The following is a 26,323-nucleotide window of genomic DNA, read 5'->3' on the forward strand; positions in this document are numbered from 1 at the left end:
GGCAAGGGTTTGGCTTATCGTTTGAGTTCTTAGTGCTGCGGGTTATCCGCAAGCCAATTCGCCATCGCGACGAATTGTTCTAGCGTCAGGTTCTCTGGACGCATGCTTGGATTAACACCTAGCTCTTCTAGTACTTCTGTGCTTAACAACGATTTGTAGCAGTTACGAACTGTTTTACGACGTTGGTTAAAGCCTTCACGACAAACGCGATCCAGCAAACGCAGATCTTTCGCAGGGCATGGTAGCTCTTCGTATGGCACTAGACGAACGACAGCAGAGTCCACTTTCGGTGGTGGAACGAATGCCGTTGGCGGCACTTCCAGTACTGGTACCACTTTACAGTAGTACTGAGCCATTACCGTTAAACGGCCGTAAGCTTTGCTGCCAGGGCCGGCGGCTAGGCGGTTTACCACTTCTTTTTGCAGCATAAAGTGCATGTCTTGAATGTCTTTATGGAATTCAAAAAGGTGGAACATCAATGGTGTAGAGATGTTGTACGGCAAGTTACCGAAAATGCGTAGCTTGTTGTTTGGCTTCACCAATTGAGTGAAGTCAAATCGCATAGCGTCACCCTCATGGATGGTCAACTTATCCGCCAGTTCAGGGTGAGTACGTAGGCGTTCCGCCAGATCGCGGTCTAATTCGATAACTGTGAACTTATCCACTTCACGACCTACCGGCTCAGTGATTGCACCAAGACCAGGACCGATTTCAACCAGGTTTTGACCTGGTTTTGGGTTAATCGCTGATACGATTCCATCAATAATGTATGGATCGTTCAGGAAGTTTTGACCAAAACGTTTACGCGCTTTGTGTCCTAAATGGACATCATTTCTCATTGTTTCTTCTCTACCAAATCTATCGCATGCGTGAGCGCTGTTCGGAAACTCCCTGTATCCGCTTGACCTGTCCCTGCCAGATCTAATGCAGTACCGTGATCCACCGATGTTCTAATAAAAGGTAGACCAAGAGTAATGTTTACTGAACGACCAAAGCCTTTGTATTTTAATACTGGCAACACTTGGTCGTGGTACATGCCTAAAACAGCATCAGCATCATTTAAATATTTTTCATTGAAAATGGTATCTGCCGGCAAAGGGCCGATCAGGTTGATACCTTTTTCTTGTCGAATCTTTTCCAGTGTCGGAGTGATGGTTTCGATCTCTTCACGACCTAAGCAGCCATCTTCACCAGCATGAGGGTTAAGCCCGCAAACGTAAATGTTTGGTTGGGCGATAGCAAACTTTTCTACAAGGTCTTTATGAAGAATATCGATGATTTTTTCTAATCGCTCTTCGGTGACCGCTTTGGACACATACGCTAAAGGAATATGTGTTGTGACCAGCGCCACGCGTAGTCCTTCCGTTGCTAGCATCATGACGACTAGCGGCGTTTGTGACTTCTCGGCGAAAAATTCAGTATGACCACTGAATGCAACACCTGCGCGATTAATCACCCCCTTATGAACAGGGCCGGTGACAATAGCATCAAATTCATCATTCATACAGCCTAAAGCGGCTCTTTCTAGCGTTTTTAGTACATAGTGACCATTCGCTTCGTTGAGCTCGCCTGCGACCGCAGGTTCCGATATTTGGATATGATCAACGATAAGCGTGCCTGCTTTTTGTGCTTTAGGCATTTCTTCTGGATTGTAATCAGACAGTTGGACTTCAATGCCAAGCTGCTTGGCTCTGTCCATCAGCATGTTTTTATCGGCGCAGACGACAATTTGGTGTGCCCAATCTTCCTTCGATAAGGCAAGCACTAAGTCTGGGCCGATACCCGCAGGTTCCCCTGCGGTTACGACAATTCTACGAATTGTATTAGTTGTCATTGTTGTCATCCACGATTTCAACAAACGCACTTGCGCGTAGCTCTTGCATCCATGCGCCCGCTTCTTCATTAAATTTACGGTTAAATAGAATACGGTAAGCCTTGTTCTTCATCGCTGAGTCAGTGCGGTCAACTTGGCGACGATCCAACACTTCAACGATATGCCAGCCGTGAACGGTTTTGAACGGTTCGCTGATTGAGCCAACAGGCAGAGTTTCTACTTGGTGTTTAAATTCTGGCACGTACAGATCTGGCGTTTGATAACCTAGCTCACCGTCTTGCGCTGCCGAACCAGGGTCTTGGCTGTATTGTGTTGCCAGTTGAGCGAAAGTGGCTTCGCCAGCTTTGATGCGGCGTACAAATTCATTCAGTTGCTTCTTCGCCCCTTCATCGCTCAGAATCACGGTTGGTTTAATCAAAATATGACGCGCATTTACTTCCGTTACCGCAACCGTTTCTAGGCCTTTTACATCCTCAATTTTTAGGATGTGGAAACCGACACCACTACGGAATGGGCCAATGATGCTGCCTTTGTTTTGCATTTTGATCTGATCGGCAAAGATGGTTGGCATCTCTTCTTTACGCATCCAACCCCAGTCACCACCTTGTAAAGCTTTAGGACCTTTTGAGTAGGTGTAGGCCATCTCCGTAAAGTCTGCACCTTCGTTTAGCTTTTTCGCCAGCGCTTTTGCTTCTGCTTCTACAGTAGACTTTTCTTTGTCATCAGAGAAGCGCAGTTGAATGTGTCCAATTTTGTATTGAACGGTCGCATTGGTTTCTTGTGATAGTTGCTCAGCAAGGCTGTCGACTTCTGCTGGAAGGATATTTATACGGCGACGAACCAGTGCATTACGGGCTTCTGAAGCGGCGATTTCCTTACGGATTTGTTCGCGGAATTCTGGGTAACTCAAGCCTTCACTTTCTACAGAAGCGGCGAGTTGTTCTACAGATTGTTCATTATTACGTGCGATCTCCGCAATCGCTTGGTTTAAGCGGTTATCGTCAATACGCACACCGATACGGTCTGCTTCTTGGCCTTGCAACGTGTCAATAATCAGCTTTTCAACAACTTGTTCTTTTAACACGCTAGCAGAAGGTAAGCTCTTTCCGCTTTGACGTGCGTTGGCTTGCAGCGTTTTCATCGCTGTTTCGATGTCGCTTTGTAGAATTACACCGTCGTTCACGATGACCGCAACCTTATCGATCTCTACTGGTGCTGCAACCGCTCCGCAAGAGAGTAGGGTCGTGAATAAGATTGATTTCCAAATTTTCATTTAAAATTCCGTCAGTATTTTTTGAATAGGCGTCTTATTCATTTAAGACGCCTATTTCGATTAATTGTTCAGATAGAATGGGCGGCCGTACTTAATCGCGTTGTCAGAACCATCCAGTTCTTTGACTGCAGTGTCTTCACGCTGATTGGTCGCAAAGCCTTGAATACCGAAGTTAACGCTAAAGTTATTTTCGTATTCAGGTGATGCGCCAGTGCTGCCGATAGTTTGGTTTTCCCAACCAAGCAATTGGTTGGCGTAAGTCACACCAATGTACCAACAGTCAGACTGGTAACGCAGGCTCGCTAGCCATTCTAGGTCCGCATTTTCATTTAGGTCGTAGTAGTATTGACCACTTGCAGACCAGTTCGGGTTGAACTCGTAGGCCGCTACAATACCTGCTTGTGAAATGCCTTTACGAGTAATTGTGTCTAGGTTTTCGAGAATGATCGTATCTTCGATGTATTCACGCGTGACGTAACGATAGTTACCCTGAATAAAGCCACCGTTAAATTGGTACTCTAAGGTGCTGTTCGCCAACTGCATGGAGCTCAAATCGATATCGTATTGAATTCCACCGTGATAGAACAAGTAGTCGTTGTAGTTGAAATCAGCTTCAATCGCCCATGATGAGTAGTTGGTGGTCTCATCCGGAAGATTTGGGCTGTTGCTCAGTTTGGTCTTTTTATCGAAGTAGTAAATCTGACCAAATGAAACGTTAAGACGCTCTTTATAGTCATCATCAAAGAAGCGAGTACTCGCACCGTAGCTTAACTGGTTCGCAGAGGCGATTTTATCAATGCCACTGTACTTACGACTGCGGAATAGCCCGTAGTAGTCGGTTTGTAGCAAGGTGGTATCGTAGTTGTAGATATTGGTTTGATCTTCTTCAGGTACGTACAAGTACTGTAGCTGAGGTTCCAGTGTTTGTGTGTAGCCCTTGATCCAACTCGTGTCTCGCTCTAAGTAAAGTTGCGCATGCGTACGGAACTCGGGGATAACACGAGAAACTTCGTCATCTAACTGGTTTTGTAAGTTGACATCTGTCAGACCCGTTAAGTCTTGAGAGTAGTACGTGGAAAGCACGCGAGCTTCCGTTGTCCACGTTGCCCATGAATTTGAAAGCGGCAATGTAAGCCCTGGCTCAATATGAACACGGGTCGCATTTGGTCGCGCAGTATCGCTGGTATCGAAGCGGCTCACTTGGCTCTTCACGTCAAAGTTGAGGTAATCTCCCCACAATGGCGTGTAGTAGTTCAAGTCTAACTGAGGAAGCAGGCGATAAGGGCGGTTCTCTTCTTTCAATAAGATTTGGAAGTCACGAACGGTTAACGAAGCATCCCAGAAATCAGAACGATATTGTACTTGTCCTTCTTGAACCAGTTGACCATCTTCACGGTTACCAATATCGGAGTCGAGATCGAGGAAGTAATCAATATCACTCACTTTTGAGTAATCGACTTTGACTATCCACTGTTTATTGATGATACCGTCGTGTTTAACTTGGTAGCCCCAACGAGACTCGTCTTGATATTTGCGATCGCTATTGAGGTATTCGCCTTTGATTTCACCATTCCCCCAACCATCCGTTAGGTAGCGGAAATCCGTGTCGAGTTTTGTTCCACGCTGCTGCATATAGAGCGTGGTGAGCGTCATGTCATATTGAGGCGCGATGTTCCAATAGAATGGCACCTCGACTTCCATACCATCGCTAGAACCATACGATAAAGAAGGGAAGAGGAAACCCGTTTTACGCGTATCTCCAATTGGCATGGTTAGATACGGCACATAGAAAACAGGCACATCTAACACTTCAAATCGAGGATGGTGCAGCGTCGCCGTCTCTTCATCTTGGTCAACGTCAATACCTGATGCCACTAAACGCCATGAATTGTCGCCTTGAGGACATGATGTAATAGAACCATCTTCGAGTTCATAAACCGACTGACCTGTACGCGCGATGTATGCTGCTGTGCCTCGACCTTGTTGGCAAAGGAACTGATAATCGGTGTTCTCCAGTGAAAACGTGTCTTGGTTGATGTCATTAGTAACACGATCAGATCGAGCTTTGACTTGGCCGTCATTGAAAGTCACGTTGCCTTCGGCAACCACGACGTTGTCTTGTTGGTGCAGCGTTACGCTATCTGCGGTGATTTTCTTCTGACCTTGGGTGACTTGTACATTACCTGAGTACTGAGCTTTGTCACCATTGATGGCTTGCAGGGTGTCAGCTTCTACCACTACTGGGGTATTAAGAGCGTCCTCCTCGCCACTGGTATCGACCAAACATTGATCTGTGGCGGGCATTTCCTGCACACTATCATGGATATTCGCTTCAGCTTGAGTGGTGGGTACAAACAAGGCGGTGCTGATAGAGGCCGCTAAACATGTGCGGGAGAAATGTTGCATTGAATTGAACTTTCCTGTGTCACTACTACTCGATGGCTATAGGGCTTGTTGTACCCTAGCGTAATAGCCAAATGAATCAACTATAGTCGCATTTATCCCAGCGTATTGATTCACTGTGGCATAATGACGACAAAATAGCTGCAAAGATAAGCAGGCGAAATGGCCTAGCCGAAATAAAACTAATTCCATTATCATAAAGGAAATCGTTGCATCCGGCACTATAAGACCGCCGTCGTCGATAAAAATTCATTGATAGAGAACACATAATGCATATTTTTGGCAAAATTCTGGGTGCCTTTTTTGGCTTGTTACTTGGCGGGCCGCTAGGTTTACTCTTTGGCTTATTTATTGGCCATCAATTCGATAAAGCACGTCGCTTGAGTCAAGCCGGGTTCTCTACTGGCGGCTTTGGAAAAGGGCCGAGCCAAGCTCAGCGCCAAGAAGAATTTTTTAAAGCGGCGTTTGCGGTAATGGGACATGTGGCAAAAGCGAAAGGCCAAGTCACCAAAGAGGAAATCCAACTTGCTTCTGCAATGATGGACCGCATGAATTTGCATGGCGAACAGCGCCGCGCTGCGCAAGATGCGTTTCGTGAAGGTAAAGACAGTGACTTTCCGTTAGAAGACGTTCTTGTTCGTGTGAAAATTTCGACAGCAGGCCGTTTTGACTTGTTGCAATTTTTCCTTGAACTACAAATCTCGGCGGCCTTTGCTGACGGCTCGATTCATCCTAGTGAACGAAATGTGTTACACAAAATAGCACGTGGTTTGGGTTTCTCTTCTGAGCAGCTAGAGCGTCGCTTGCAAATGCAAGAAGCCGCATTCCGTTTCCAAAGCCAGGGTGGTTTTCATGGTCAGCATCAAGGCCAATCTTCTGGTGGTAGCTGGCAACAAGCTTCACAAGCGGATCAACTGGCTGACGCGTACAAAATTCTGGATGTGTCTTCAGATGCCGACAGTAAAACCGTCAAGCGTGCTTATCGTAAACTGATGAACGAGCATCACCCAGACAAATTGATGGCTAAAGGCCTACCACCAGAGATGATGAACGTAGCGAAAGAAAAATCTCAAGAGATTCAAAACGCTTACGATCTGATTAAAAAGGTCAAAGGCTTTAAGTGATTTTGTCAAAATCTAGAAAATAAAAAGGGCACTTGGTGCCCTTTTAGCTTTTGGGTTACGGGTGACCAAAAGCGTTGCAAGCTGAGCGGTGACGATAAATTAGTCAGCTTGATTCAAACTCCAATCGTATTCGTACTTCACTTTTCCAGAGAAGTCTTTGTACTGTGGCGCGTACTTCGCGATGTGGTTGAAGACTTGTTTTTCTCCACCAAAGTCCGCTGCAAACCAATCATAAATGGAAGACAGCTGTGCCGTGTTTCCTTGAATGGATACGCCTTTGTTGCTGTTAATAAACGTTCTGGCAGCACTTTCAAGTAAGGCTTCAGTGTTTTCGGCAGTGAATGCTTGAGCTTGTAGGTTAGGGCATCCCAAACTTGCACAATTTACGGCGTAGTGCGTTCTTGGGTCATTCCAAATTGGACGCAAAATTCGATGTTCAATATCGTTTAAAGTTAGATCCTTCCCGTTGACCACGACCACATCGTCTCCCCAAGGACCAAAGCTAAATAAACCACCTAGCTTGGTGATGGATTCGACTGGATAGTTATCCAAAATAAGATCTACCGTGATGGCGTTGTAAAGGTTTACCCAATAGGCATATTGCTCTGCTTGGTTGTACTGCAATGGGTCGAGTTTTACCAGTCGTCGGATGTACTGCTTTAACTTCGCTTTGTCGGAAGCCGTGACTTTGCTATAGCGGAACAAAGTATTCTCACCTTGTTCAACCAAGTAATTGTCTAACAGTTGTTGCCATTCCTGGTGGGAAATGTGTGTTTGGTTGGCCTGATTCGATTGTTGCCAATACGGCCACAAGTCAGATTTAGGAGCAGCGAACGCTGAGAAAGAAACCAGAGCACACAATAGCAATAACAGACGCTTCATAGAGATACCTTTGAATGAGATATTGTTGATAGTGTAGACCTGCATAAGGCGAAGTTTCTTTCTTGAGGCAATGAAAATAAAAGAAAAAAGGCTGACATAAGCCAACCTTTTTTTGTTTAAATTGCGATTTTAATTAGCTTAAGAAGCTTGGGATATTCGCTTCGTACTCAGCAATCTTATCTTCATGCTGAAGGGTTAGGCCAATGTTGTCCAAACCGTTTAGCAAGCAATGACGACGGAACGAATCGATTTCAAAGCTGTACTCTTTGCCGTTGGCACGAACCACATTCGCTTCTAAATCGACCTCGACTTCTGCGCCTTCATTCGCCTCAACAAACTGGAAGATCTCATCCACTTCTTGCTCAGTCAAACGAACTGGCACCATTTGGTTGTTGATCGAGTTGCCGTAAAAAATATCGGCAAAGCTAGGTGCGATCATCGCTTTTATGCCGTAATCCGCTAGCGCCCACGGTGCGTGTTCGCGAGATGAGCCACAACCGAAGTTTTCACGTGCCAGCAAGATGGAAGCGCCCTGGTAGCGTGGGGCGTTCATCACGAACTCTGGATTTGGCTGTTCGCCAGCATCATCTAGAAAGCGCCAGTCATGGAACAAGTGTTTACCAAAGCCTAGGCGAGACACCTTTTGTAGGAACTGTTTTGGAATGATGGCATCAGTATCAACGTTCGCTGCATCTAGAGGAACAACTAAGCCTGTATGTTGTTTAAAGCCTGACATTTGTTTGCTCCTTAGTCTAGTTCACGAATATCTACAAAGTGACCAGCAATTGCTGCTGCCGCTGCCATCGCAGGGCTCACTAGGTGGGTACGGCCATCACGACCTTGGCGGCCTTCAAAGTTACGGTTTGAAGTAGACGCACAACGTTCATGTGGACCCAAACGGTCGTTGTTCATTGCTAGACACATTGAGCAACCTGGTAGGCGCCACTCAAAGCCCGCCTCTTTAAAGATGACATCTAGGCCTTCTGCTTCCGCTTGCGCTTTTACTTGCTCAGAGCCAGGAACGATAAGCGCTTGAACGTGAGACGCGACTTTGCGACCTTTCGCGACTTCCGCCGCTGCGCGCATGTCTTCGATACGTGAGTTAGTACAAGAGCCAACGAAGACTTTATCGACGTTGTAATCAGACAATGACTTGCCTGCTTCTAGACCCATGTAAGCCAGAGCTTTTTCTGCCGATGCTTTTTCTACTGGGTCAGCAAAGCTTTCTGGTGCTGGGATCGGTTGGTCTACCGCGATAACCTGACCTGGGTTAGTACCCCAAGTGACTTGTGGTTTGATATCCGCTGCGTTTAGTGTCACGACAGCATCAAACTGGGAATCATCGTCAGTTTTTAATGTCTTCCAATATTCTACAGCGGCATCAAAATCCGCACCTTGAGGTGAGAACTTACGGCCTTTGATGTATTCGAATGTAGTTTCATCTGGCGCAATCAAACCGGCTTTTGCACCTAGCTCAATTGCCATGTTACATACGGTCATGCGGCCTTCCATTGAAAGGTCTGTGATCGCTTCACCACAGAATTCAACTACGTAACCGGTACCGCCAGCAGCTGTTGTTTCACCGATGATCGCTAGCACGATATCTTTAGCCGTGATGCCCGGAGCCACTTTGCCTTTCACTTCGATCTTCATCGTTTTAGCGCGCGCTTGTTTTAGAGTTTGAGTTGCTAATACGTGCTCAACTTCAGAGGTACCAATACCAAATGCTAGCGAGCCAAATGCACCGTGTGTAGCCGTGTGCGAGTCACCACAAACAATCGTCATGCCCGGTAGGGTAATACCAAGCTCTGGGCCCATAACGTGCACAATACCTTGGTATTTATGGTTGATGTCGTAAAGCGTAACGCCAAACTCTTCACAGTTTTTTGATAGCGTTTCCATCTGGATACGCGCCATCTCACCGGATGCGTTGATATCTTTGGTGGTTGTCGAAACGTTGTGGTCCATGGTGGCAAAAGTTTTGCTGACCTGACGCACTTTGCGACCTTTTTCACGCAAGCCATCAAAAGCCTGCGGAGAGGTCACTTCATGTACCAAGTGACGGTCGATGTACAAGATAGGGTTTTCCCCTTCTGCTGCGACGGCAACGTGTGCGTCGTAGACTTTTTCGTATAGTGTTTTGCCCATTGTTTGCTTCCTTTCCTCGTTATCCTTGTTGCTTTGTTTTAGCACCAATGACTTAGAGGTAAGTCATTGGTGGATGGAGGATTTAGTATTTATTATGAATCTGTTCTGTATTACGAGTTTAAGATGTACTCAGCGATCTTATCGCCCATCTCTGATGTTGTAAGTGCCGGGTTGTTGCCTGCAAGGTCGCCTGTTAGCTCGCCAGCTGAAAGTGCTTTCGACACCGCTGCTTCGATGTCTTGTGCTGCGGCTTCTTCGCCAAGGCTATAACGTAACATCAGTGCTGCCGATAGGATTTGTGCTACTGGGTTGGCGATGTTCTTACCTGCGATATCTGGTGCGCTGCCGCCTGCTGGCTCGTACAGACCGAACTTACTTTCGTTAAGGCTTGCTGAAGGCAGCATACCCATTGAGCCAGTGATCATCGCGCACTCATCAGAAATGATGTCGCCGAAGATGTTCGAACACAGCATTACGTCGAACTGTGCTGGGTCTTTGATAAGCTGCATGGTTGCGTTGTCGATGTACATGTGTGATAGCTCGACATCTGGGTAATCTTTTGCGATTTCTTCGACTACTTCACGCCATAAGATAGAGCTTTGTAGAACGTTCGCTTTGTCGATAGAGCACACTTTCTTGCGACGTAGACGAGCAGACTCAAAAGCGATTTTTGCAATACGTTCGATCTCAAAGCGGTGGTACACCTCAGTATCAAATGCTTTTTCTGTTGCGCCTTCACCTTCACGACCTTTCGGTTGGCCGAAATAGATACCACCAGTCAGTTCACGGACCACCACGATGTCAAAGCCACGGCCTGAGATGTCAGCACGAAGTGGTGAGAAAGCTTCCAGGCCTGCGTGGATTTGCGCTGGGCGTAGGTTACAAAACAGTTGGAAGTGTTTGCGTAGTGGTAGTAGGGCACCGCGTTCAGGTTGGTCATTTGGTGGCAAGTGCTCCCACTTCGGACCGCCAACTGAACCGAATAGGACTGCATCAGACTCTTCACATGCTTTTACTGTGTTTTCTGGAAGTGGAGAGCCGTGATTATCGATCGCGATACCGCCTACATCATGCTCGTCACGCTCAAACGCAATACCGTGCTTCTTTTCGATAGCATCCAATACCTTGTGTGCTTGCGCCATTACTTCCGGGCCGATGCCGTCACCGGGTAGGACGGCAATTTTGTATGATTTGTCTGTCATGTTAATCCTTTAAGTTTTCTAATTTTGAGCTTAATTATTTCAACGAGCGTGTTCTTTCCTGAGCCATGTAGCTCGGTTGTTATTACACAGTCGCAATCTTTTTCTGCTTCATTTCTTCGATTTTGTCTGCACGGTGGATGCTATTAATAACGTGCAATAGTGCTTGGCCGGAAGCTTCAACGATATCGGTGGAAACGCCCGTACCGTGGTATTTACGACCTTTGTAGTTGGCAATGATGTCAGCTTGACCCAAACCATCTTCACCTTCGCCTTTCGCGGTTAGGTCGAATTTATCCAGTACGATGTCGTAGCCTGTCACGCGGTAGATACATTGGTATAGCGCATCAACTGGGCCATTACCGACTGCCGCTTCACACATTTCTTCATCGCCACATTGCATTTTGATGCTGGTGGTGGCCATTACGCTGCCCGATTGCACGCTTAGGTAGTTCAGTTTGTAGAAGTCATCTTCTTCACGCAGGTTCGAGAAGTGCATTAGGGCCTCTAGATCGTAATCGAACACTTGGCCTTTGCGGTCGGCAAGTTTCAAGAAGTCCGCGTATAGAGCGTCTAGGTTGTACTCGTCCTCGTTGTATCCCATGGTGTCCATGTGGCTCTTCACGGCTGCGCGACCACTACGGCTGGTTAGGTTTAGTGCTTGGTTTTTAAGGCCAATCGACTCAGGGGTCATGATTTCGTAGGTATTCTTATTCTTTAACATGCCATCCTGGTGGATACCTGAAGAGTGGCTAAAGGCATTCGCGCCCACAATCGCTTTGTTGCTCTGAATTGGCATGTTGCATAACTGGCTCACCAATTTACTGGTGCGGTGAATTTCATCATGTTTAATGCCAGTGTGAACGCCCAAGAACTCTTGACGCGTCTTGATGATCATTGCGATCTCTTCAAGTGAACAGTTTCCCGCTCGCTCACCAATGCCATTGATGGTGCCTTCTATCTGACGCGCGCCGGCTTGAACGGCGGCAATAGAGTTGGCAACTGACATCCCCAAGTCGTCGTGACAGTGAACGGAGATGATCGCTTTATCAATGTTTGGAACGCGGTTGAAAAGGGTTTGAATAATGCCACCAAACTCGCTTGGTACTGTGTAGCCAACGGTATCTGGAATGTTGATTGTGCTCGCACCTGCATTGATGGCAGCTTCTACCATGCGACATAGGTTGTCGATAGGAGTACGCCCTGCATCTTCACAAGAAAACTCGACATCATCGGTGTAGTTACGCGCATGTTTAACGGCGTTGACCGCCATTTCAAGTACATCGTCGTAGCTGCGGCGTAGTTTGTCTTCTACGTGAATGGTGGAAGTGGCTAAAAACGTGTGAATACGGAATTGGTCGGCCACTTTTAATGCTTCAGCGGCGGCATCAATATCTTTCGCAACGGCACGCGAAAGGGCACAAACTCGACTGTTTTTGATGTTTTTTGCAATGGTTTGTACCGACTCGAAATCACCAGGTGAAGAGATTGGGAAGCCAGCTTCGATAACATCAACGCCGAGTCTTTCCAGCGCATAGGCAATTTGCAGTTTTTCTTTAACCGTCAAGCTTGCTGACAACGCTTGCTCGCCATCACGCAATGTGGTGTCGAATATAATGACCTGATCGTTCATGTTTGCTTCCTTCCTGATTTCTGCACTTTACGTGCAAGTTAATCGTTTACTTCCAGTATTTAGATATAAAAAAACCCGCATTCTCATGCGGGTTCTTAGAAATTGGTGTGGTTATTTTTCTTCCACAGCCTACCCGCGCGAACTGGTCACGATCAGGAGGAGGCTAAGCAGAATAGAAAAATGAGCTGACATAGTGTTGTTAAGCTTTCCACATAATTAAGTTAACAAATTAGTACCGCACTCCATGGAGCGCGTCAACCCTAAAGTCGATTTTTTATTCATATCGGATGAGTCTTTTCATTTGCTCGAGAAAAATGATGCGCTAAGTGAAACAGCATGGTGCGATAGAAACGTGCTAGAAGAGGCAAGTTCTCATCAAGTTTGCGACGTTTCATTACCAAAACAAACATTGGGATTGCGACTTGTCACACAAAGGCCCGAATTGTTTGGCAAAAGTTTTGAATGACCATTTATAGTAGTGCAGTTGCACTAGGTAAAAAGAAGGGTTAAGGAATAATGAGGTTAGCAAAACAATTTGGACGTTCAGCCGCAGTATTTACTCTGGTCAGCTTATCGGGTTGTCAGCTGTTTCAATCTCAAACCTATATGGCAGAGATTTCCCCTGTTGCTATTAATGATCACTCTCAGAGTGTCATGGTGATTAATGATCAAATGGATCGATTCTTGAGCTACGAGGGACGTGAATCGTTTTTGAATCAAATGCTCGTTGCTCTTGAGTCGGACAGTCGAGATAAATTTAAAGGCAAAGATCCGGAAACCTATTCGTGGTGGAAGATCCGAGTGCAACCTAGTGAGAAACAACAAGCGGAAGTCTTCCGACCAACAGCTGACGGTGTGGATACCTCAAACCCAGTTGAGTTTATGGATGTCTCCTATCGCTCTAAGACCACATTAAACTTGCGATCCAAGCCGAGCCTAGAAGGAGAAAAGCTTGGCGTGTTATCTAAAGGGGAAGTTTTTAATGTGTTGGCAAAAGTGGTGGATCAACCTTGGTTTCTTGTTGAACAGAAAGGCGTGATAAAAGGTTACGTCCATAAGGATTATGCGCGCAGCAATGTGGTAAATCGTGACATTCTTTCTACACAGCCTAATCCTCTTTTAGAGTCTGCTTCGAGCACAACTGAGCAAACGGGCATAGAGCATGAACTGTCAGGAAATTACACTTGCCGCTCCCTTAGCTACGAGCTGACAAAAGATGGCGACATGACGATGGGCTCTTTGCGCGCCTGTCGTAAGAAGAGAAAAGTCTGGTATATCGATACGCCTCAACCGCAGCAAGCAAACCCTTCTTAAGCGTTCTCTCCTATGATTGTGCTCAATAGATAGATTATTGGGCACACCCTAATTTGGCATTTGTCATTAATTGTCCAAACTCCCGTCATGCAGTTGTCACCTAAACCTCCTACTTTTCACACAACGGCGTTGTCAAAGTAAGGAAAGGCCACATGCGAACCATAGAGACAATTACACAGCCAATTGCAACCATTGCTAAGTTTGATTTAGCGCTCTCTAGTGTTTGTCTTAAGCACCGTTTTAATCAGCAAGTTGCCAACATCAGTAAAGGAGTCTCCCACAGTGGTGACGGACATCTGTACTTGGTGCTAGGTTTATTAGCGTGGTATTTAGATAAAGAGCAGGGAGTCTGGTTTTTACTGGCGGGTTTACTTGCTTTTGCTATCGAGTTGCCAATTTATTGGACGCTGAAAAACAGTTTTAAGCGTCGTCGCCCTGAAGAACTCAGTGCACTCCTTCCTGCTTTTATTACCCCATCTGATCGCTATAGCCTGCCTTCAGGACATACCGCCGCAGCGTTCGTGATGGCTACGCTGATTGAGCACTTCTATCCGAGTTTAGGTATTGCAGCATTCTTTTGGGCAAGTTTAATAGGAACTGCGCGAATCTTATTGGGGGTGCACTTTTTTACCGATGTCATCATTGGTGCACTGCTAGGTAGCCTTTGTGGTGGATTAGCGATTGCGATGCTGGGAGGCTAATTGATGAAAATCTTATACGGTGTTCAAGGTACAGGAAACGGACATATTGCGCGTGCAAGGGCGATGAGTCATGCGTTTAAAGAGCACGAGGTTGAGGTCGATTTTTTGTTTTCTGGACGAGCGCCTGAAAAGTACTTTTCAATGGAAGCGTTTGGCGATTATCAGACTCGCCGAGGCTTCACCTTTATCACTGAAAAAGGTTCAGTGAACTATGCGAAAACAGCATTGAGTAACAATTTAGTGCAATTTTGCAAAGAAGTTAAACAGCTTGATTTGTCGTCCTATGATCTTGTGCTCAATGATTTCGAGCCTGTTACGGCATGGGCGGCAAAACAACAAAATAAGCCGTCGATTGGTATCAGTCATCAAAATGCTTTCCGTTATCCAGTGCCGTTAAAGGGAGCGAGTTGGTTAGACAAATCCGTCATTGAATACTTTGCGCCTTCTCAACACCACCTTGGTTTGCATTGGCATCATTTTGATCAACCTTTGCTACCACCGATAGTGCATACCGTCGATAGCCAAGCGGAAAATGACGATTTTGTTTTGGTGTATCTACCGTTCGAATCGATTGAAGACATCTCTGATTTATTGTTCCACTTTAATCAACAAGCGTTTATCTGTTATCACCCCGATGTGATCGAATGTGAGCAAGTGGAAAACATAGAATTACGCCCTTTATGCCACAGCAACTTTCAGCATCATTTACATCGCTGTAGTGGTGTCATTGCCAATGGTGGATTCGAGCTCCCTTCGGAAGCTCTGTCTCTAGGAAAAAAATTATTGCTTAAGCCACTCGCAGGTCAGTTTGAGCAACAAAGCAATGTCGCGACCTTAGAAGACTTAGGACTTGCGATGTCGATGGAGAACTTAGACATTTCCGCAGTACGCCAGTGGCTAAAGGAGCAACAAGCCGAAAGTGTGAAATACCCAGATGTTGCTCAGGCCATTGTCCATTGGGTATTGCAAGGCGCGTGGGATTCACAAGCGGAGTTATCCAAACAGTTGTGGGAGCAAGTTGATTTCCCAAGTTACGTGTCGAACATTTAAGTACGTTGTTCTAAGTACATTGTTCCTTCCTATTTTTGACACGATTTTGTTGCAGCCTTTCAATCTAGAAGGCTGCATTTTTATTCTTTCTCTTTCATTTCTATTCAATGTGTATTTGCTGATAATTTGACTGATAAGTGCAAATTTCACTCAGAGATATAGTCGTCATCTGTTGGTTTGCTCTCGACCAATAACTGAGGTAAATGCATGCATGTGGTGACCATCCGTCTCATCAATTTGCTAAATACTTCCTCAAAGAATGCGCTTTTACGTGTTTTATAGTTTTTTATGTTTTTATCAAGTTGTTGTTATTTAAAGGGTAAATACCTAATCGGCTAAAATTTACTGATTAAATATCAATCTAGTTGCGAAACCGCAATCGATTAGTTGATAGTACAGTTCGAGCCGGAAGTATCCGGACAGCAAATATAATAAAAAGTTAGGTTATCTATTCGTAAAATGATTCGAATCCAGCCGCCGTCTTTTGTGCGAGATGGGATTCTATTCGTTATGAATTTAATGAACAAAGTTGACGATTACAAAAGAGGCGCACTCAATGTTAGAGAAGAAAGATGCGATGAGCGCAATTGCTAGCTACCGTATGGAAAGCACTTTGCGTGGTGTAGATTTAAACCTACTGACTGTATTTGATGCTGTGATGCAAGAGCAAAATATTACTCGTGCAGCACATAACTTAGGCATGTCTCAGCCGGCAGTAAGTAATGCCGTGGCACGCCTAAAAGTGATGTTTAACGACGAGCTGTTTATGCGTCAGGGCCGTGGTATTCAGCCAACGCAACGTGCTCGTCAATTGTTTGGTCCAATTCGCCAAGCATTACAGCTGATTCGTAATGAACTTCCTAGCTCCGTATTCCAACCAGAATCTTCGACTCGCTTATTTAAGCTGGCGATTTGCAGTCCTTGTGACATGCGTTTTGCTCCGAAGATCATGGCAAAAGTGAATCAACAAGCACCAAACGTTCAGCTTCACCTAGATGCAGAATTTGACCGTCTGTTGTCTGAGCGTATGCGCTATCAAGAAATTGATTTCGTGATCGATTATGCTCGCTTTGATGAGCAAGGTTTCTCAAGTACTGAAATCTTCAAAGATGAATTAGTGGTTATCGCGTCAAAAACACACCCACGCATCCAAGGTGGTGTAACGGCCGAGCAACTGCTTAACGAAAAACATGCGAAGTTATCGAAAGTGCACGGTCAACGCAGCTTCTCAGAACAAGCATATCGTGAACTGGATTGCCAAGCCGCGTACGAAGGCTCTAGTCTAAGCAACCTACTATATGTGGTGGGTCAATCTGAACTTGTGACTATCGCGCCACGTTGGATGGCAGAAAATGCGGTAAACAGCGATCAGCTGCAAATTCTAGACTTCCCATTTGCAAACAAGGAAATCAGCGGCTTCTTAAGCTGGCATGAATCAAGTGAAAAAGATAAAGGCCACATTTGGCTGCGCGATCAACTGATGATCACTTGTGGTGAAGTGGTTGCCGCAAAATAAGATGACGTTTGGTCTTATCGGTTAAGACCATATTGGTAATCATCAATTTTTACAATTCATTGGTCCCCGAGAGATTTTTGTCTCTCGGGGCTTTTTGTTTTAGCAATCAACAATCGAAACAGTAAGTTAAATAGAGTAATCATTCAGCAGTTTTGGGTATGTTCGCGACGTATAAGTGATAGTTGTCTCTTATTAGTGATAAGTTTGATACTGGTCAGTTGCGTTTTAGCAAGCCGTGAGTACACTTGTTCGCTCAATTAGCTTACGCCTGTAAGCCAAAAGGTAAGTAAAAGAATGGCCAAGTTAGATTTTCATATCGTTAAACGTATTCGTGAACAAATTGCGAACGGTGGTACACGCGTTGCACTCAAGCATAAAGTGGGTGAGGAATGGCAAGGTATTACGTGGACGCAATTTGGTCAGCAAGTTGATGCTTTATCACTTGCACTTTTGGCTCAGGGATTAGGAGTCCAAGATAAAATCGGCATTTTCTCGAACAACATGCCGCAATGGACGATTGCTGATATTGCAGCGCTACAACTACGCGGCGTAACAGTACCTATTTACCCAACCAATACCGCCGCTCAGTCGGCGTACATCATTGACAACGCAGACGTCAAAGTGCTGTTTGTTGGTGAGCAGCCACAATTTGACGCAGCAGTGAGCATTTTCGACCAGTGCGAGCAGTTAGAGCTCATTGTTGCCATGTCTGATGATATCGAACTTGGCGAGCATGATTTCGTTATCTCTTGGCAAGCATTTGTCGCCAAAGGCGATACCACATACCAAGTTGAATTAGACGCACGTTTAGAGCAAGCAAAGGAAGATGATCTACTCACGTTGATTTACACCTCTGGTACCACAGGCCAACCAAAGGGTGTCATGTTGGACTACGCAAACATTGCGGCGCAATTGGAAGGGCACGATCAACGCTTGAGCCTTTCTCAAAGTGATGTGTCACTGTGTTTCCTTCCGTTGTCACACGTATTTGAACGCGCTTGGACCTTTTATGTGTTGTACAAAGGAGCGACCAACTGCTATTTGCAAGACACCATGCAGGTACGTGATGCACTGAGCCAAGTGCAACCTACCGTGATGTGTGCCGTGCCGCGTTTCTATGAGAAGATCTTCTCTGCGATTCACGAGAAAGTGTCTCGCGCGCCAATTCATCGCAAGATCATGTTTACTTGGGCCGTGAACATGGGCGCAAAAATGGCCGCTTGTCATCAAGAAAAACGTCAGCCATCGCTCATGCTGCGCAAGTCATATGCCCTGGCGGATAAATTGGTTTTGAGCAAGCTGCGTGCGTTACTTGGTGGACAAATCAACTTTATGCCGTGTGGCGGTGCAAAGTTAGATGAAACCATAGGCCGATTCTTCCACGCGATTGGTATCAATGTGAAGTTAGGTTACGGCATGACTGAAACCACGGCGACAGTATCGTGTTGGGATGATAAGTGCTTTAACCCAGACTCTATTGGTATGTCTATGCCTGGCGCGCAAGTGAAGATCGGTGAGAACAACGAGATTCTGGTGCGTGGTCCAATGGTGATGCGTGGCTATTACAAAATGCCAGAAGAGACCGAAAAGACCTTTGACGAGCACGGTTTCCTAAAAACTGGCGATGCGGGTTACATTGATGAAAATGGCAACCTGTTCATCACTGATCGTATCAAAGAGTTGATGAAAACTTCAGGTGGTAAATACATCGCTCCACAAATGATTGAAGGTGCGATTGGTAAAGACCACTTCATCGAGCAAATCGCGGTTATCGCGGACACGCGTAAGTTTGTCTCGGCGCTGATTGTGCCGTGTTTTGATTCTCTTGAAGAGTATGCGAAAGAGCTGAATATCAAGTATCACGATCGCGTTGAATTGATTAAGCATCACCAAGTGGTCGAAATGCTTGAGAAGCGTGTTAACGATCTCCAAAAAGAGTTGGCAAAGTTTGAACAGGTGAAGAAGTTTAAACTGTTACCAAGAGCTTTCTCTATGGATGATGGTGAGTTAACGCCAACTCAAAAACTGCGTCGTAAAGTCATCAATGACAAATACCAAGATGAAATTGAAGAAATGTATAAGGAAAAGTCAGAGAAAAAGTAACTTAAGCTGACTTAGATTTTATATTGATGAAAAAATCCCCAGTGATGTGATTGCGCATTACTGGGGATTTTTGTTTGTGTTGATTCTTTCTATTTTGCTCACCAAATACAGCTATTTAGCACCCTATACTTAAAAGGTTCTGAAATAATGTTCTTTTTTTAAACGTTAAATTTTTAGGTTGTACTGTGAAATAAGGTATGTGTGGCTGCTATTCCTACTAACATTCTAATTACTAGCATCTTGTTTAAAAAGTAGACCAACCTCTCATTAGACCCGTTGATAATAAAACGTTACATTTGTTGGGTAACCTTGCGGGATGTTATGACGAACGCAAGACATAGCCGAAAACGTGGAAGTATTTCGATTAGGCTACGAATAAGACCTAGACTATGTAAAACCAGACCAATCCGTTGACCTTACGGTGAGGAAACTGGCTAAGGAGAGCAATTATGACAGCAATGTTGTCAGGCGCAGAGATGGTGGTTCAATCTCTGATAGAAGAGCACGTAGAGCAGATCTTTGGCTACCCAGGTGGCTCCGTTTTGGATATCTACGATGCACTGCATGCCAAAACCGATCAAATCAAACACGTACTTGTAAGGCATGAGCAAGCCGCCACTCATATGGCAGATGGTTACGCTCGCGCTACCGGTAAACCGGGTGTCGTACTGGTATGTTCAGGTCCGGGCGCGACCAATACCATTACTGGTATTGCCACGGCTTATATGGACTCCATCCCAATGATCGTTATTTCGGGTAACGTACCTAATAGCCTAATTGGTAATGATGCTTTCCAAGAATGTGACATCGTTGGTGTCTCTCGCCCAGTGGTCAAACACAGCTTTTTAGTGAAAAAAGCGGAAGATATTCCTGAAACGATCAAGAAAGCGTTTTATATCGCGACCACAGGTCGACCTGGTCCAGTAGTTATTGACTTGCCGAAAGATGTAATGAATCCGCAAATCAAACTGCCTTACCAATACCCAGAAACGCTTTCAATGCGTTCTTACAAGCCGACGACGTCGGGTCATAAAGGCCAGATTAAAAAAGCCCTTAAATCGCTATTAGAAGCGAAAAAGCCAGTGCTTTATATCGGTGGTGGTGCTGTGATTTCTGGCGCTCATGAACATATTTTAGAGCTCTCCGACAAGCTGAACCTTCCAGTAGTCAGTACGTTGATGGGACTAGGCGCATTCCCTGGAACACATAAAAACTCACTGGGCATGCTGGGTATGCATGGTACTTACGAAGCCAATATGGCGATGCATGAAGCGGATCTCATTTTTGGTATCGGTGTGCGTTTTGATGATCGCACGACGAACAACCTTGAAAAATACTGCCCAAACGCAAAAGTCATGCATATTGATATCGATCCATCATCGATCTCGAAAAACGTGAAAGTGGATTTACCTATCGTCGGCTCTGCGGAAAAAGTGCTCACAACCATGCTTGGCCTGCTGGCAGAGCAAGAAGGTGGGAACGATGAAGATGCCATCACCGCATGGTGGGATGACATTCAGGTGTGGCGTGACCGAAATTGTTTGGCTTATGAGAAGTCACCAGAGCGAATTAAACCACAGCAAGTGATTGAAACCTTGCACAAGCTGACCAATGGTGATGCGTATGTTGCTTCTGATGTGGGTCAGCACCAGATGTTTGCAGCACTTTACTACCCATTTAACAAACCACGCCGTTGGATCAACTCGGGTGGATTGGGCACTATGGGATTTGGCCTTCCGGCTGGTATGGGTGTTAAGTTTGCCATGCCACAAGAAGAAGTCGTAGTTGTTACGGGTGATGGCAGTATTCAAATGAATATCCAAGAGCTTTCGACAGCCATGCAATACGACATTCCAGTGAAGATCATCAACCTAAACAACCGATTCTTAGGCATGGTAAAACAGTGGCAAGACATTATTTATCAAGGTCGTCACTCTAATTCTTACATGAGTTCTGTTCCTGATTTTGCAGCGATTGCAGAAGCTTATGGTCACGTCGGTATTCGTATCGAAACGCCTGAACAGCTCGAAGAAGGGCTACAAAAAGCGTTGGATATGAAAGATCGTCTGGTGTTTGTGGACATCAACGTAGACGAAACCGAACACGTATACCCGATGCAAATCAAAGGTGAGGGTATGGATAAAATGTGGCTAAGCAAAACGGAGAGAACTTAATATGAGACACATTATTTCACTGCTATTGGAAAACCAACCGGGTGCGTTGTCTCGTGTTGTTGGTTTGTTCTCTCAACGTGGTTACAACATTGAATCTTTGACGGTATCACCGACAGATGATGAAACGCTGTCGCGAATGAACATTACCACGACGTCTGATGAGATGCAGTTGGAGCAAATTCAGAAGCAGTTACACAAATTGATCGATGTGCTGAAAGTACAAGAAGTCACCGAGTACGAGCACATCGAACGTGAACTGATGATGGTGAAAGTGAAAGCCAGCGGTTTTGCGCGAGCAGAAGTGAAACGGACGGCAGACATCTTCCGTGGCCAGATCGTGGATGTCACTGCTGCTCAATACACGGTACAACTTGCGGGCACGAGTGAAAAGTTGGATGCCTTCATTCAAGCGATATCTGAAGTAACTGAAGTCGTCGAAGTTGCTCGTAGTGGGGTAGTGGGCATTGCCCGAGGTGAGCGCGCACTCAAACCGTAATTATCTAATTGCATATAGAAAAGCCACTTAATCTAAGTGGCTTTTTGTTTAGAAAATAACAATTAATGATATAATTGTCGTTTTAGTAAGCATTATAGGCAGTAGACGCGTGAAAATACCTAAGCGAGTCGGCACATTGTTGGCGACAGCACTATTTTTTAGTGCGCTCACTGCAGTTTACTATTATCAGAAATATCTGACGTTATTAGAGAGTAACGTTGAGAATACCGCTCAAGAAGCATTACACCAACTGGCTTATACTGGTCGCGAATACAACAATATTCAGGATCAAATTGAGACGATCAGCGATCTTCTCGGTCACAGCCAAAGTCTTTACGACTATCTACGTCAGCCGAACCGGGTCAACCTTTCTATCTTAGAAGATATGTGGATCTCGGTTGCGATCAACCAAAAGCTATATAAACAAATTCGTTTTCTTGATATTACCGGTCAGGAAAAAGCACGGATTAATTACGATTTCAAAACGGGTATCGCTGCACCCGCCCTCAAATTACATGACAAGTCAGAGCGGGATTATTTTCATTACGCGCAAGGTTTAGGTAATGATGAAATTGCGTCGTGGGGGATTGAACTGGAGCGGGAAAATGGTGAGCTTGTTTACCCTTATAGCCCTTCATTGCGTATTCTGATGCCGATTTCTCTCAATGGGAAACGCGAAGGGTATCTTGTTCTTAATGTTGATATTGAGTATTTATCTTCTCGACTCAACTACTCACCGGTGCGGGATTTTCATATTGAGTTAATTAAAAGTGATGGCTTTTATATCGCGAGTCCTAAGTCATCACGCTTGTACGGCAACATTATTCCAGCTCGTTCTCAATTTAATTTTGGCCGGATGTATCCCAACATTTGGCGCACGATGATCTCAGAAGTTTCGGGCTATGAGTACAACGGCTCGAATTTGATAGCATATAGCACGATCCAATTTGTTTCTAGTGAGCCACTTCATCTGGTGATTGATCTCACGAATGAGCAATTACTATCTCGATCTCAGCGAGATATTGATGACTTAATCCAAGAAGCGTTTTTTGTATTAAGTTTGGTGTTTGGTTTTACTTTACCAACGACCGCGCTAGCCCTGCACTATCGACGTCATAGTATGGAATCGAAGTTAGCTCGGGCTGCACTTGATGGCATGACTGCGGTGATGATCTCAGATGCGTCGCATCGAATCATTATGGTGAACCAAGAATTTGAAAACATGATGGGCTATTCCACCAAGCATACTCAAGGCTGGAATGCGCATAATCTAATTTTCTTACCGGAAGATCTCGAGTCGACCCTCAATATTTGGAATAAGCTTGCGAACGAGCACGTTTGGGAAGGTGAGGTTCGTTGTCGAACCAAGTTTAATCACGTATTTACCGCCATTATGCGCATTCAGGCAAACTTAACCAAGTCAGGTAAAGTGAGCTATTACATCACGTCGCTGGTGGATATATCCGAGCAAAAAGAGCTGGAAGAAAAGCTACGCAACCTCAGTGAAAAAGATGGTTTGACGGGCTTGTGGAACCGTCGAAAATTTGAAGAGCAATTAGCGCAATATGCCGGGATTATTGAGCGTTATCCTGATAGTCCCCCTGCATGTTTGGCGTTGTTTGATATTGACCACTTTAAGCGCATTAACGATGAACTTGGGCACGATGAAGGGGACAAAGTGATTTGCAGTGTCGCTGAGACTCTTCTTAAAGAGGTGCGCAGTACTGACTTTGTTTCTCGCGTCGGTGGTGAGGAGTTTGCGGTGATCATGCCGCATACCACACTCGAAGAAGCAGAAGTTGTATTGAACCGGTTACGTGTGGCGGTTCAACTGCGCAGTGATAGAGCGATTACTGTTAGCGCCGGGTATAGTGATTTAACTTCTGATCGCACGCGCACTTATAAATGTGCTGATATTGCCTTGTATGAATCCAAAAGTGCAGGGCGTAACTGCGTATCGCTATGTCATAGTTTCGATGATATTGCTTAGCTCTTTTTCAAAAACAAAAAATCGGGGATAGACCCCGATTTTTATGCTTATTTTAGCCTCAGCGTTATTCGCTAGCCAGTATGCGATATTGGTTGTCGATGGCCGCTTCGATACACTGCATTGACTGTCTCAAATAACGCTCTAGATAACCTAAAGCATCCTGGCTCTTTTTATCTAACGACGTCTTCATCAGCATTTCTTGCTCATCGATATTACAGTGCCCTGGGTTTCCAGTACCTAACATTTGCATAGCAAAATATTGGTAACGCTTAATTTGCGTGAGTAGATCGCGGAAAAAACCAAACATATTGGCAGAGCCGGCGCCTTCAAACAGCGCAGTAAGAAACTGATTATGGCGCTCTTCCCATTCCTTCCAGCAAAAGCTTTCGCCAGATTTAGAGCGGGATAACTTGTGATAAGCGGTTAGGACGTCCAGTTCCCAATTTTCATCGCCAATCACAATTGCTTTATTTAGTAGGCATGCAGAGACCATTTGTAGGCTCTCGTACAAGTCATTCAACTCATCTTTACATACAGGTGCAACCCAGCAGCCTTTTTGCGGCTCGAGTTTGACGTATTTGCTCCACGATAACTGCACCAAAGCTTCGCGAATGGGTGACGCTCCTACGTTGTACTTCTCTTTGAGTTCCGCAACCACGAGTTTTTGACCCGGTTTAAGCACGCCATCGAGAATATCCTGACGGATCATTTTTGATACTTTGTCGGTAAGAGTGGGACTGGACACATACACCTCATAGAAATTTTAATCGTGACGACAAAATTAAACAGTACGCAATTCTGCGCATGGTGAATGATACAGTTAGGCTATTATTAGAGCAAGAAAGCCATATAAAAAAAGAGGGCATAAGCCCTCTTTATCAATCAACTGAAGTATGAAAAGTTCAGTCTTATAGTACGTGTACAGAAGCTGTGTTCGTAGTGCCTGAAGCAACTAGAGCACCAGAAACCATCACTACGATGTCGCCTTTGTTACCTAGACCAGATTCTAGAGCAAGCTCTTTACCTGCTACGTAGAATGCGTCAGTGCTTTCGATAGAATCAACAACAACTGGCGTCACACCTTTAGTTAGAACAAGTTGTGCTGCTGTTTTCTTGTTTGTTGTTAGTGCTAGGATGTTTGCAGTTGGGAAGTATTTACGTACTGAACGTGCAGATTTACCACCTTCAGTTGCAACAACGATAAGTGGAGCAGCCAGTTTCTCAGCTGTGTCTACTGCGCCTTTACATACTGCTTCAGTGATACGTAGACGTGGGCTGTCTAGACGAGAACCTAGCTCAGCTTTTAGCGCTGAATCAGTACGGTTCGCGATTTGAGCCATGATAGTTACCGCTTCAACTGGGTACTTACCTTTAGCAGTTTCACCAGAAAGCATTACTGCGTCAGTACCGTCCATTACCGCGTTAGCAACGTCGCCTGCTTCCGCACGAGTAGGACGTGGGTTGTTGATCATAGAATCAAGCATTTGAGTTGCAGTGATAACCATCTTACGTGCACGGTTACACTTCTCGATCATCATTTTCTGAGCGAAGATTACTTCTTCAGCTGGGATTTCAACACCTAGGTCACCACGAGCAACCATGATGCCGTCAGAAAGCTCTAGGATCTCGTCGAAGTTATCAACACCTTCTTGGTTTTCGATCTTAGAGATGATGTGGATGTTCTCGCCGCCGTTTGCAGCAAGTACTTCACGGATTTCTTGAACGTCAGAAGCTTTACGGATGAAAGAAGCAGCTACGAAGTCAACGCCTTGCTCACAACCGAATTTAAGGTCGTTCTTATCTTTTTCAGATAGAGCAGGTAGGTTTACAGAAACGCCAGGAAGGTTCACACCTTTGTTCTCGCCTAGTGCACCGTTGTTAAGTACTTTACATTTAACTTCTGTTTCAGTCTTAGAGATAACTTCCATCTCGATTAGACCGTCGTCGACTAGGATAGTGTTACCTACGTTTAAGTCTGCTGCGAAACCTGCGTAAGTTACTGCAACTTTATCTTTGTTACCTACAACTGAAGTGTCAGTTGTGAAAGTGAATTCTTGACCAGCTACTAGATCAACGTCGTTACCGCCTTCTAGCTTAATAGTGCGGATTTCTGGACCTTTAGTATCTAGAAGAATTGCTAGTGGTTTGCCAGTAGCTTCCATTACTTTACGGAAGTTCGCGATACGAGTGCCGTGTTCTTCGTAGTCACCGTGAGAGAAGTTAAGACGCATTACGTTCATGCCTGCGTTCACTAGCTCAGTTAGCTTCTCTACAGATTCAGTTTTAGGGCCAATCGTACATACGATTTTGGTCTTTTTCATGGAAGATACTCTCCGGTAAGTATAGTTACAATTTGAAAGTCGGTTGTTTACTCTGAAGTTAGGGCGTTATTGATGACATTTAGTGCCTGTCACCCACCGATTTTTCGCCTCATTATCAGTACTTCAGATTCTGAAAGTCTTTCACCAAGTTTAGTCATTTTA

Annotated in this window: 20 protein-coding genes; 9 read left to right on the top strand and 11 right to left on the bottom strand. The window is 45.2% G+C overall.

Annotated elements, in window-relative coordinates:
* Positions 1 to 29: 29 nt before the first annotated feature.
* From rsmA to lptD, 4 genes are read right to left on the bottom strand one after another with little or no spacing between them, the layout of a single operon-like run.
* Positions 30 to 839 (bottom strand): 16S rRNA (adenine(1518)-N(6)/adenine(1519)-N(6))-dimethyltransferase RsmA, encoded by an 810-nt coding sequence (gene rsmA / locus P4S59_RS02075; RefSeq protein WP_005379669.1) that lies wholly within the window; start codon positions 837 to 839, stop codon positions 30 to 32.
* A complete protein-coding gene (pdxA, locus tag P4S59_RS02080; protein ID WP_258507038.1) occupies positions 836 to 1,834 on the bottom strand; it encodes a 4-hydroxythreonine-4-phosphate dehydrogenase PdxA in 999 nt (332 codons plus the stop codon). Before pdxA ends, rsmA begins: the two co-directional genes overlap by 4 nt.
* Positions 1,824 to 3,107, bottom strand: coding sequence for a peptidylprolyl isomerase SurA (surA, locus tag P4S59_RS02085; RefSeq protein WP_337167927.1), 1,284 nt, complete (start codon positions 3,105 to 3,107; stop codon positions 1,824 to 1,826). Before surA ends, pdxA begins: the two co-directional genes overlap by 11 nt.
* A 60-nt stretch (positions 3,108 to 3,167) precedes the next feature.
* On the bottom strand, positions 3,168 to 5,513 hold the full coding sequence (lptD, locus tag P4S59_RS02090; RefSeq protein ID WP_085342743.1) for an LPS assembly protein LptD: 2,346 nt from the start codon (positions 5,511 to 5,513) through the stop codon (positions 3,168 to 3,170).
* A 266-nt stretch (positions 5,514 to 5,779) separates the two neighbouring features.
* Here lptD and djlA point away from each other — a divergent pair, with 266 nt between their 5' ends.
* Positions 5,780 to 6,634, top strand: coding sequence for a co-chaperone DjlA (gene djlA, locus P4S59_RS02095; protein ID WP_005383076.1), 855 nt, complete (start codon positions 5,780 to 5,782; stop codon positions 6,632 to 6,634).
* Between the two features lie 99 nt (positions 6,635 to 6,733).
* On the opposite strand, the gene P4S59_RS02100 is transcribed toward djlA, so the two are convergent.
* The 5 genes from P4S59_RS02100 to leuA all read right to left on the bottom strand — a co-directional run bounded on the left by P4S59_RS02100 (position 6,734) and on the right by leuA (position 12,496).
* On the bottom strand, positions 6,734 to 7,516 hold the full coding sequence (locus P4S59_RS02100; RefSeq protein WP_145533390.1) for a DUF547 domain-containing protein: 783 nt from the start codon (positions 7,514 to 7,516) through the stop codon (positions 6,734 to 6,736).
* A 133-nt stretch (positions 7,517 to 7,649) separates the two neighbouring features.
* The gene (leuD, locus tag P4S59_RS02105; protein ID WP_009707791.1) at positions 7,650 to 8,252 is read right to left on the bottom strand and encodes a 3-isopropylmalate dehydratase small subunit; all 603 of its coding nucleotides are present in this window, start codon (positions 8,250 to 8,252) and stop codon (positions 7,650 to 7,652) included.
* Positions 8,253 to 8,263: 11 nt separating this feature from the next.
* Positions 8,264 to 9,664 carry a 3-isopropylmalate dehydratase large subunit gene (leuC, locus tag P4S59_RS02110; RefSeq protein ID WP_316684392.1) on the bottom strand — a complete coding sequence of 467 codons (1,401 nt, stop codon included), beginning with the start codon at positions 9,662 to 9,664 and terminating at the stop codon, positions 8,264 to 8,266.
* A gap of 110 nt (positions 9,665 to 9,774) precedes the next feature.
* A complete protein-coding gene (leuB, locus tag P4S59_RS02115) occupies positions 9,775 to 10,866 on the bottom strand; it encodes a 3-isopropylmalate dehydrogenase (protein WP_337167928.1) in 1,092 nt (363 codons plus the stop codon).
* An 82-nt stretch (positions 10,867 to 10,948) separates the two neighbouring features.
* The gene (gene leuA, locus P4S59_RS02120) at positions 10,949 to 12,496 is read right to left on the bottom strand and encodes a 2-isopropylmalate synthase (RefSeq protein ID WP_006742733.1); all 1,548 of its coding nucleotides are present in this window, start codon (positions 12,494 to 12,496) and stop codon (positions 10,949 to 10,951) included.
* A 516-nt stretch (positions 12,497 to 13,012) separates the two neighbouring features.
* Here leuA and P4S59_RS02125 point away from each other — a divergent pair.
* The 8 genes from P4S59_RS02125 to P4S59_RS02160 all read left to right on the top strand — a co-directional run bounded on the left by P4S59_RS02125 (position 13,013) and on the right by P4S59_RS02160 (position 23,840).
* The gene (locus P4S59_RS02125; protein ID WP_047009047.1) at positions 13,013 to 13,810 is read left to right on the top strand and encodes an SH3 domain-containing protein; all 798 of its coding nucleotides are present in this window, start codon (positions 13,013 to 13,015) and stop codon (positions 13,808 to 13,810) included.
* Positions 13,811 to 13,962: 152 nt separating this feature from the next.
* A complete protein-coding gene (locus P4S59_RS02130) occupies positions 13,963 to 14,511 on the top strand; it encodes a phosphatase PAP2 family protein (RefSeq protein WP_005392260.1) in 549 nt (182 codons plus the stop codon).
* Positions 14,512 to 14,514: 3 nt separating this feature from the next.
* Positions 14,515 to 15,561 (top strand): MJ1255/VC2487 family glycosyltransferase, encoded by a 1,047-nt coding sequence (locus P4S59_RS02135; RefSeq protein ID WP_337167929.1) that lies wholly within the window; start codon positions 14,515 to 14,517, stop codon positions 15,559 to 15,561.
* Positions 15,562 to 16,117: 556 nt separating this feature from the next.
* Entirely contained in the window at positions 16,118 to 17,077 is a 960-nt protein-coding gene (calR, locus tag P4S59_RS02140; RefSeq protein ID WP_005379693.1) for a LysR family transcriptional regulator CalR, read from the top strand.
* Between the two features lie 294 nt (positions 17,078 to 17,371).
* Positions 17,372 to 19,180 (top strand): AMP-dependent synthetase/ligase, encoded by a 1,809-nt coding sequence (locus tag P4S59_RS02145; protein ID WP_046874025.1) that lies wholly within the window; start codon positions 17,372 to 17,374, stop codon positions 19,178 to 19,180.
* A 449-nt stretch (positions 19,181 to 19,629) separates the two neighbouring features.
* A complete protein-coding gene (locus P4S59_RS02150; RefSeq protein WP_085342747.1) occupies positions 19,630 to 21,354 on the top strand; it encodes an acetolactate synthase 3 large subunit in 1,725 nt (574 codons plus the stop codon).
* A 1-nt stretch (position 21,355) separates the two neighbouring features.
* Entirely contained in the window at positions 21,356 to 21,850 is a 495-nt protein-coding gene (ilvN, locus tag P4S59_RS02155; protein WP_005392253.1) for an acetolactate synthase small subunit, read from the top strand.
* A gap of 109 nt (positions 21,851 to 21,959) precedes the next feature.
* Positions 21,960 to 23,840 (top strand): sensor domain-containing diguanylate cyclase, encoded by a 1,881-nt coding sequence (locus P4S59_RS02160; RefSeq protein WP_005392251.1) that lies wholly within the window; start codon positions 21,960 to 21,962, stop codon positions 23,838 to 23,840.
* A gap of 64 nt (positions 23,841 to 23,904) precedes the next feature.
* Here P4S59_RS02160 and P4S59_RS02165 read toward each other — a convergent pair whose 3' ends face one another.
* Both P4S59_RS02165 and pykF read right to left on the bottom strand, forming a co-directional pair.
* Positions 23,905 to 24,591 (bottom strand): GntR family transcriptional regulator, encoded by a 687-nt coding sequence (locus P4S59_RS02165; protein ID WP_006742739.1) that lies wholly within the window; start codon positions 24,589 to 24,591, stop codon positions 23,905 to 23,907.
* Positions 24,592 to 24,748: 157 nt separating this feature from the next.
* Positions 24,749 to 26,161, bottom strand: a complete 1,413-nt coding sequence (gene pykF, locus P4S59_RS02170) for a pyruvate kinase PykF (RefSeq protein WP_005392243.1) — start codon at positions 26,159 to 26,161, stop codon at positions 24,749 to 24,751.
* Between the last annotated feature and the right edge of the window lie 162 nt (positions 26,162 to 26,323).

It is taken from the genome of Vibrio sp. M60_M70, from assembly GCF_037162085.1.
Lineage (GTDB): Bacteria > Pseudomonadota > Gammaproteobacteria > Enterobacterales > Vibrionaceae > Vibrio > Vibrio diabolicus.

Bases quoted from the DNA above. Each gene is read 5' to 3' on its own strand.
- rsmA (WP_005379669.1), bottom strand. From the start codon at position 839: ATGAGAAATGATGTCCATTTAGGACACAAAGCGCGTAAACGTTTTGGT.
- pdxA (WP_258507038.1), bottom strand. From the start codon at position 1,834: ATGACAACTAATACAATTCGTAGAATTGTCGTAACCGCAGGGGAACCT.
- surA (WP_337167927.1), bottom strand. From the start codon at position 3,107: ATGAAAATTTGGAAATCAATCTTATTCACGACCCTACTCTCTTGCGGA.
- lptD (WP_085342743.1), bottom strand. From the start codon at position 5,513: ATGCAACATTTCTCCCGCACATGTTTAGCGGCCTCTATCAGCACCGCC.
- djlA (WP_005383076.1), top strand. From the start codon at position 5,780: ATGCATATTTTTGGCAAAATTCTGGGTGCCTTTTTTGGCTTGTTACTT.
- P4S59_RS02100 (WP_145533390.1), bottom strand. From the start codon at position 7,516: ATGAAGCGTCTGTTATTGCTATTGTGTGCTCTGGTTTCTTTCTCAGCG.
- leuD (WP_009707791.1), bottom strand. From the start codon at position 8,252: ATGTCAGGCTTTAAACAACATACAGGCTTAGTTGTTCCTCTAGATGCA.
- leuC (WP_316684392.1), bottom strand. From the start codon at position 9,664: ATGGGCAAAACACTATACGAAAAAGTCTACGACGCACACGTTGCCGTC.
- leuB (WP_337167928.1), bottom strand. From the start codon at position 10,866: ATGACAGACAAATCATACAAAATTGCCGTCCTACCCGGTGACGGCATC.
- leuA (WP_006742733.1), bottom strand. From the start codon at position 12,496: ATGAACGATCAGGTCATTATATTCGACACCACATTGCGTGATGGCGAG.
- P4S59_RS02125 (WP_047009047.1), top strand. From the start codon at position 13,013: ATGAGGTTAGCAAAACAATTTGGACGTTCAGCCGCAGTATTTACTCTG.
- P4S59_RS02130 (WP_005392260.1), top strand. From the start codon at position 13,963: ATGCGAACCATAGAGACAATTACACAGCCAATTGCAACCATTGCTAAG.
- P4S59_RS02135 (WP_337167929.1), top strand. From the start codon at position 14,515: ATGAAAATCTTATACGGTGTTCAAGGTACAGGAAACGGACATATTGCG.
- calR (WP_005379693.1), top strand. From the start codon at position 16,118: ATGTTAGAGAAGAAAGATGCGATGAGCGCAATTGCTAGCTACCGTATG.
- P4S59_RS02145 (WP_046874025.1), top strand. From the start codon at position 17,372: ATGGCCAAGTTAGATTTTCATATCGTTAAACGTATTCGTGAACAAATT.
- P4S59_RS02150 (WP_085342747.1), top strand. From the start codon at position 19,630: ATGACAGCAATGTTGTCAGGCGCAGAGATGGTGGTTCAATCTCTGATA.
- ilvN (WP_005392253.1), top strand. From the start codon at position 21,356: ATGAGACACATTATTTCACTGCTATTGGAAAACCAACCGGGTGCGTTG.
- pykF (WP_005392243.1), bottom strand. From the start codon at position 26,161: ATGAAAAAGACCAAAATCGTATGTACGATTGGCCCTAAAACTGAATCT.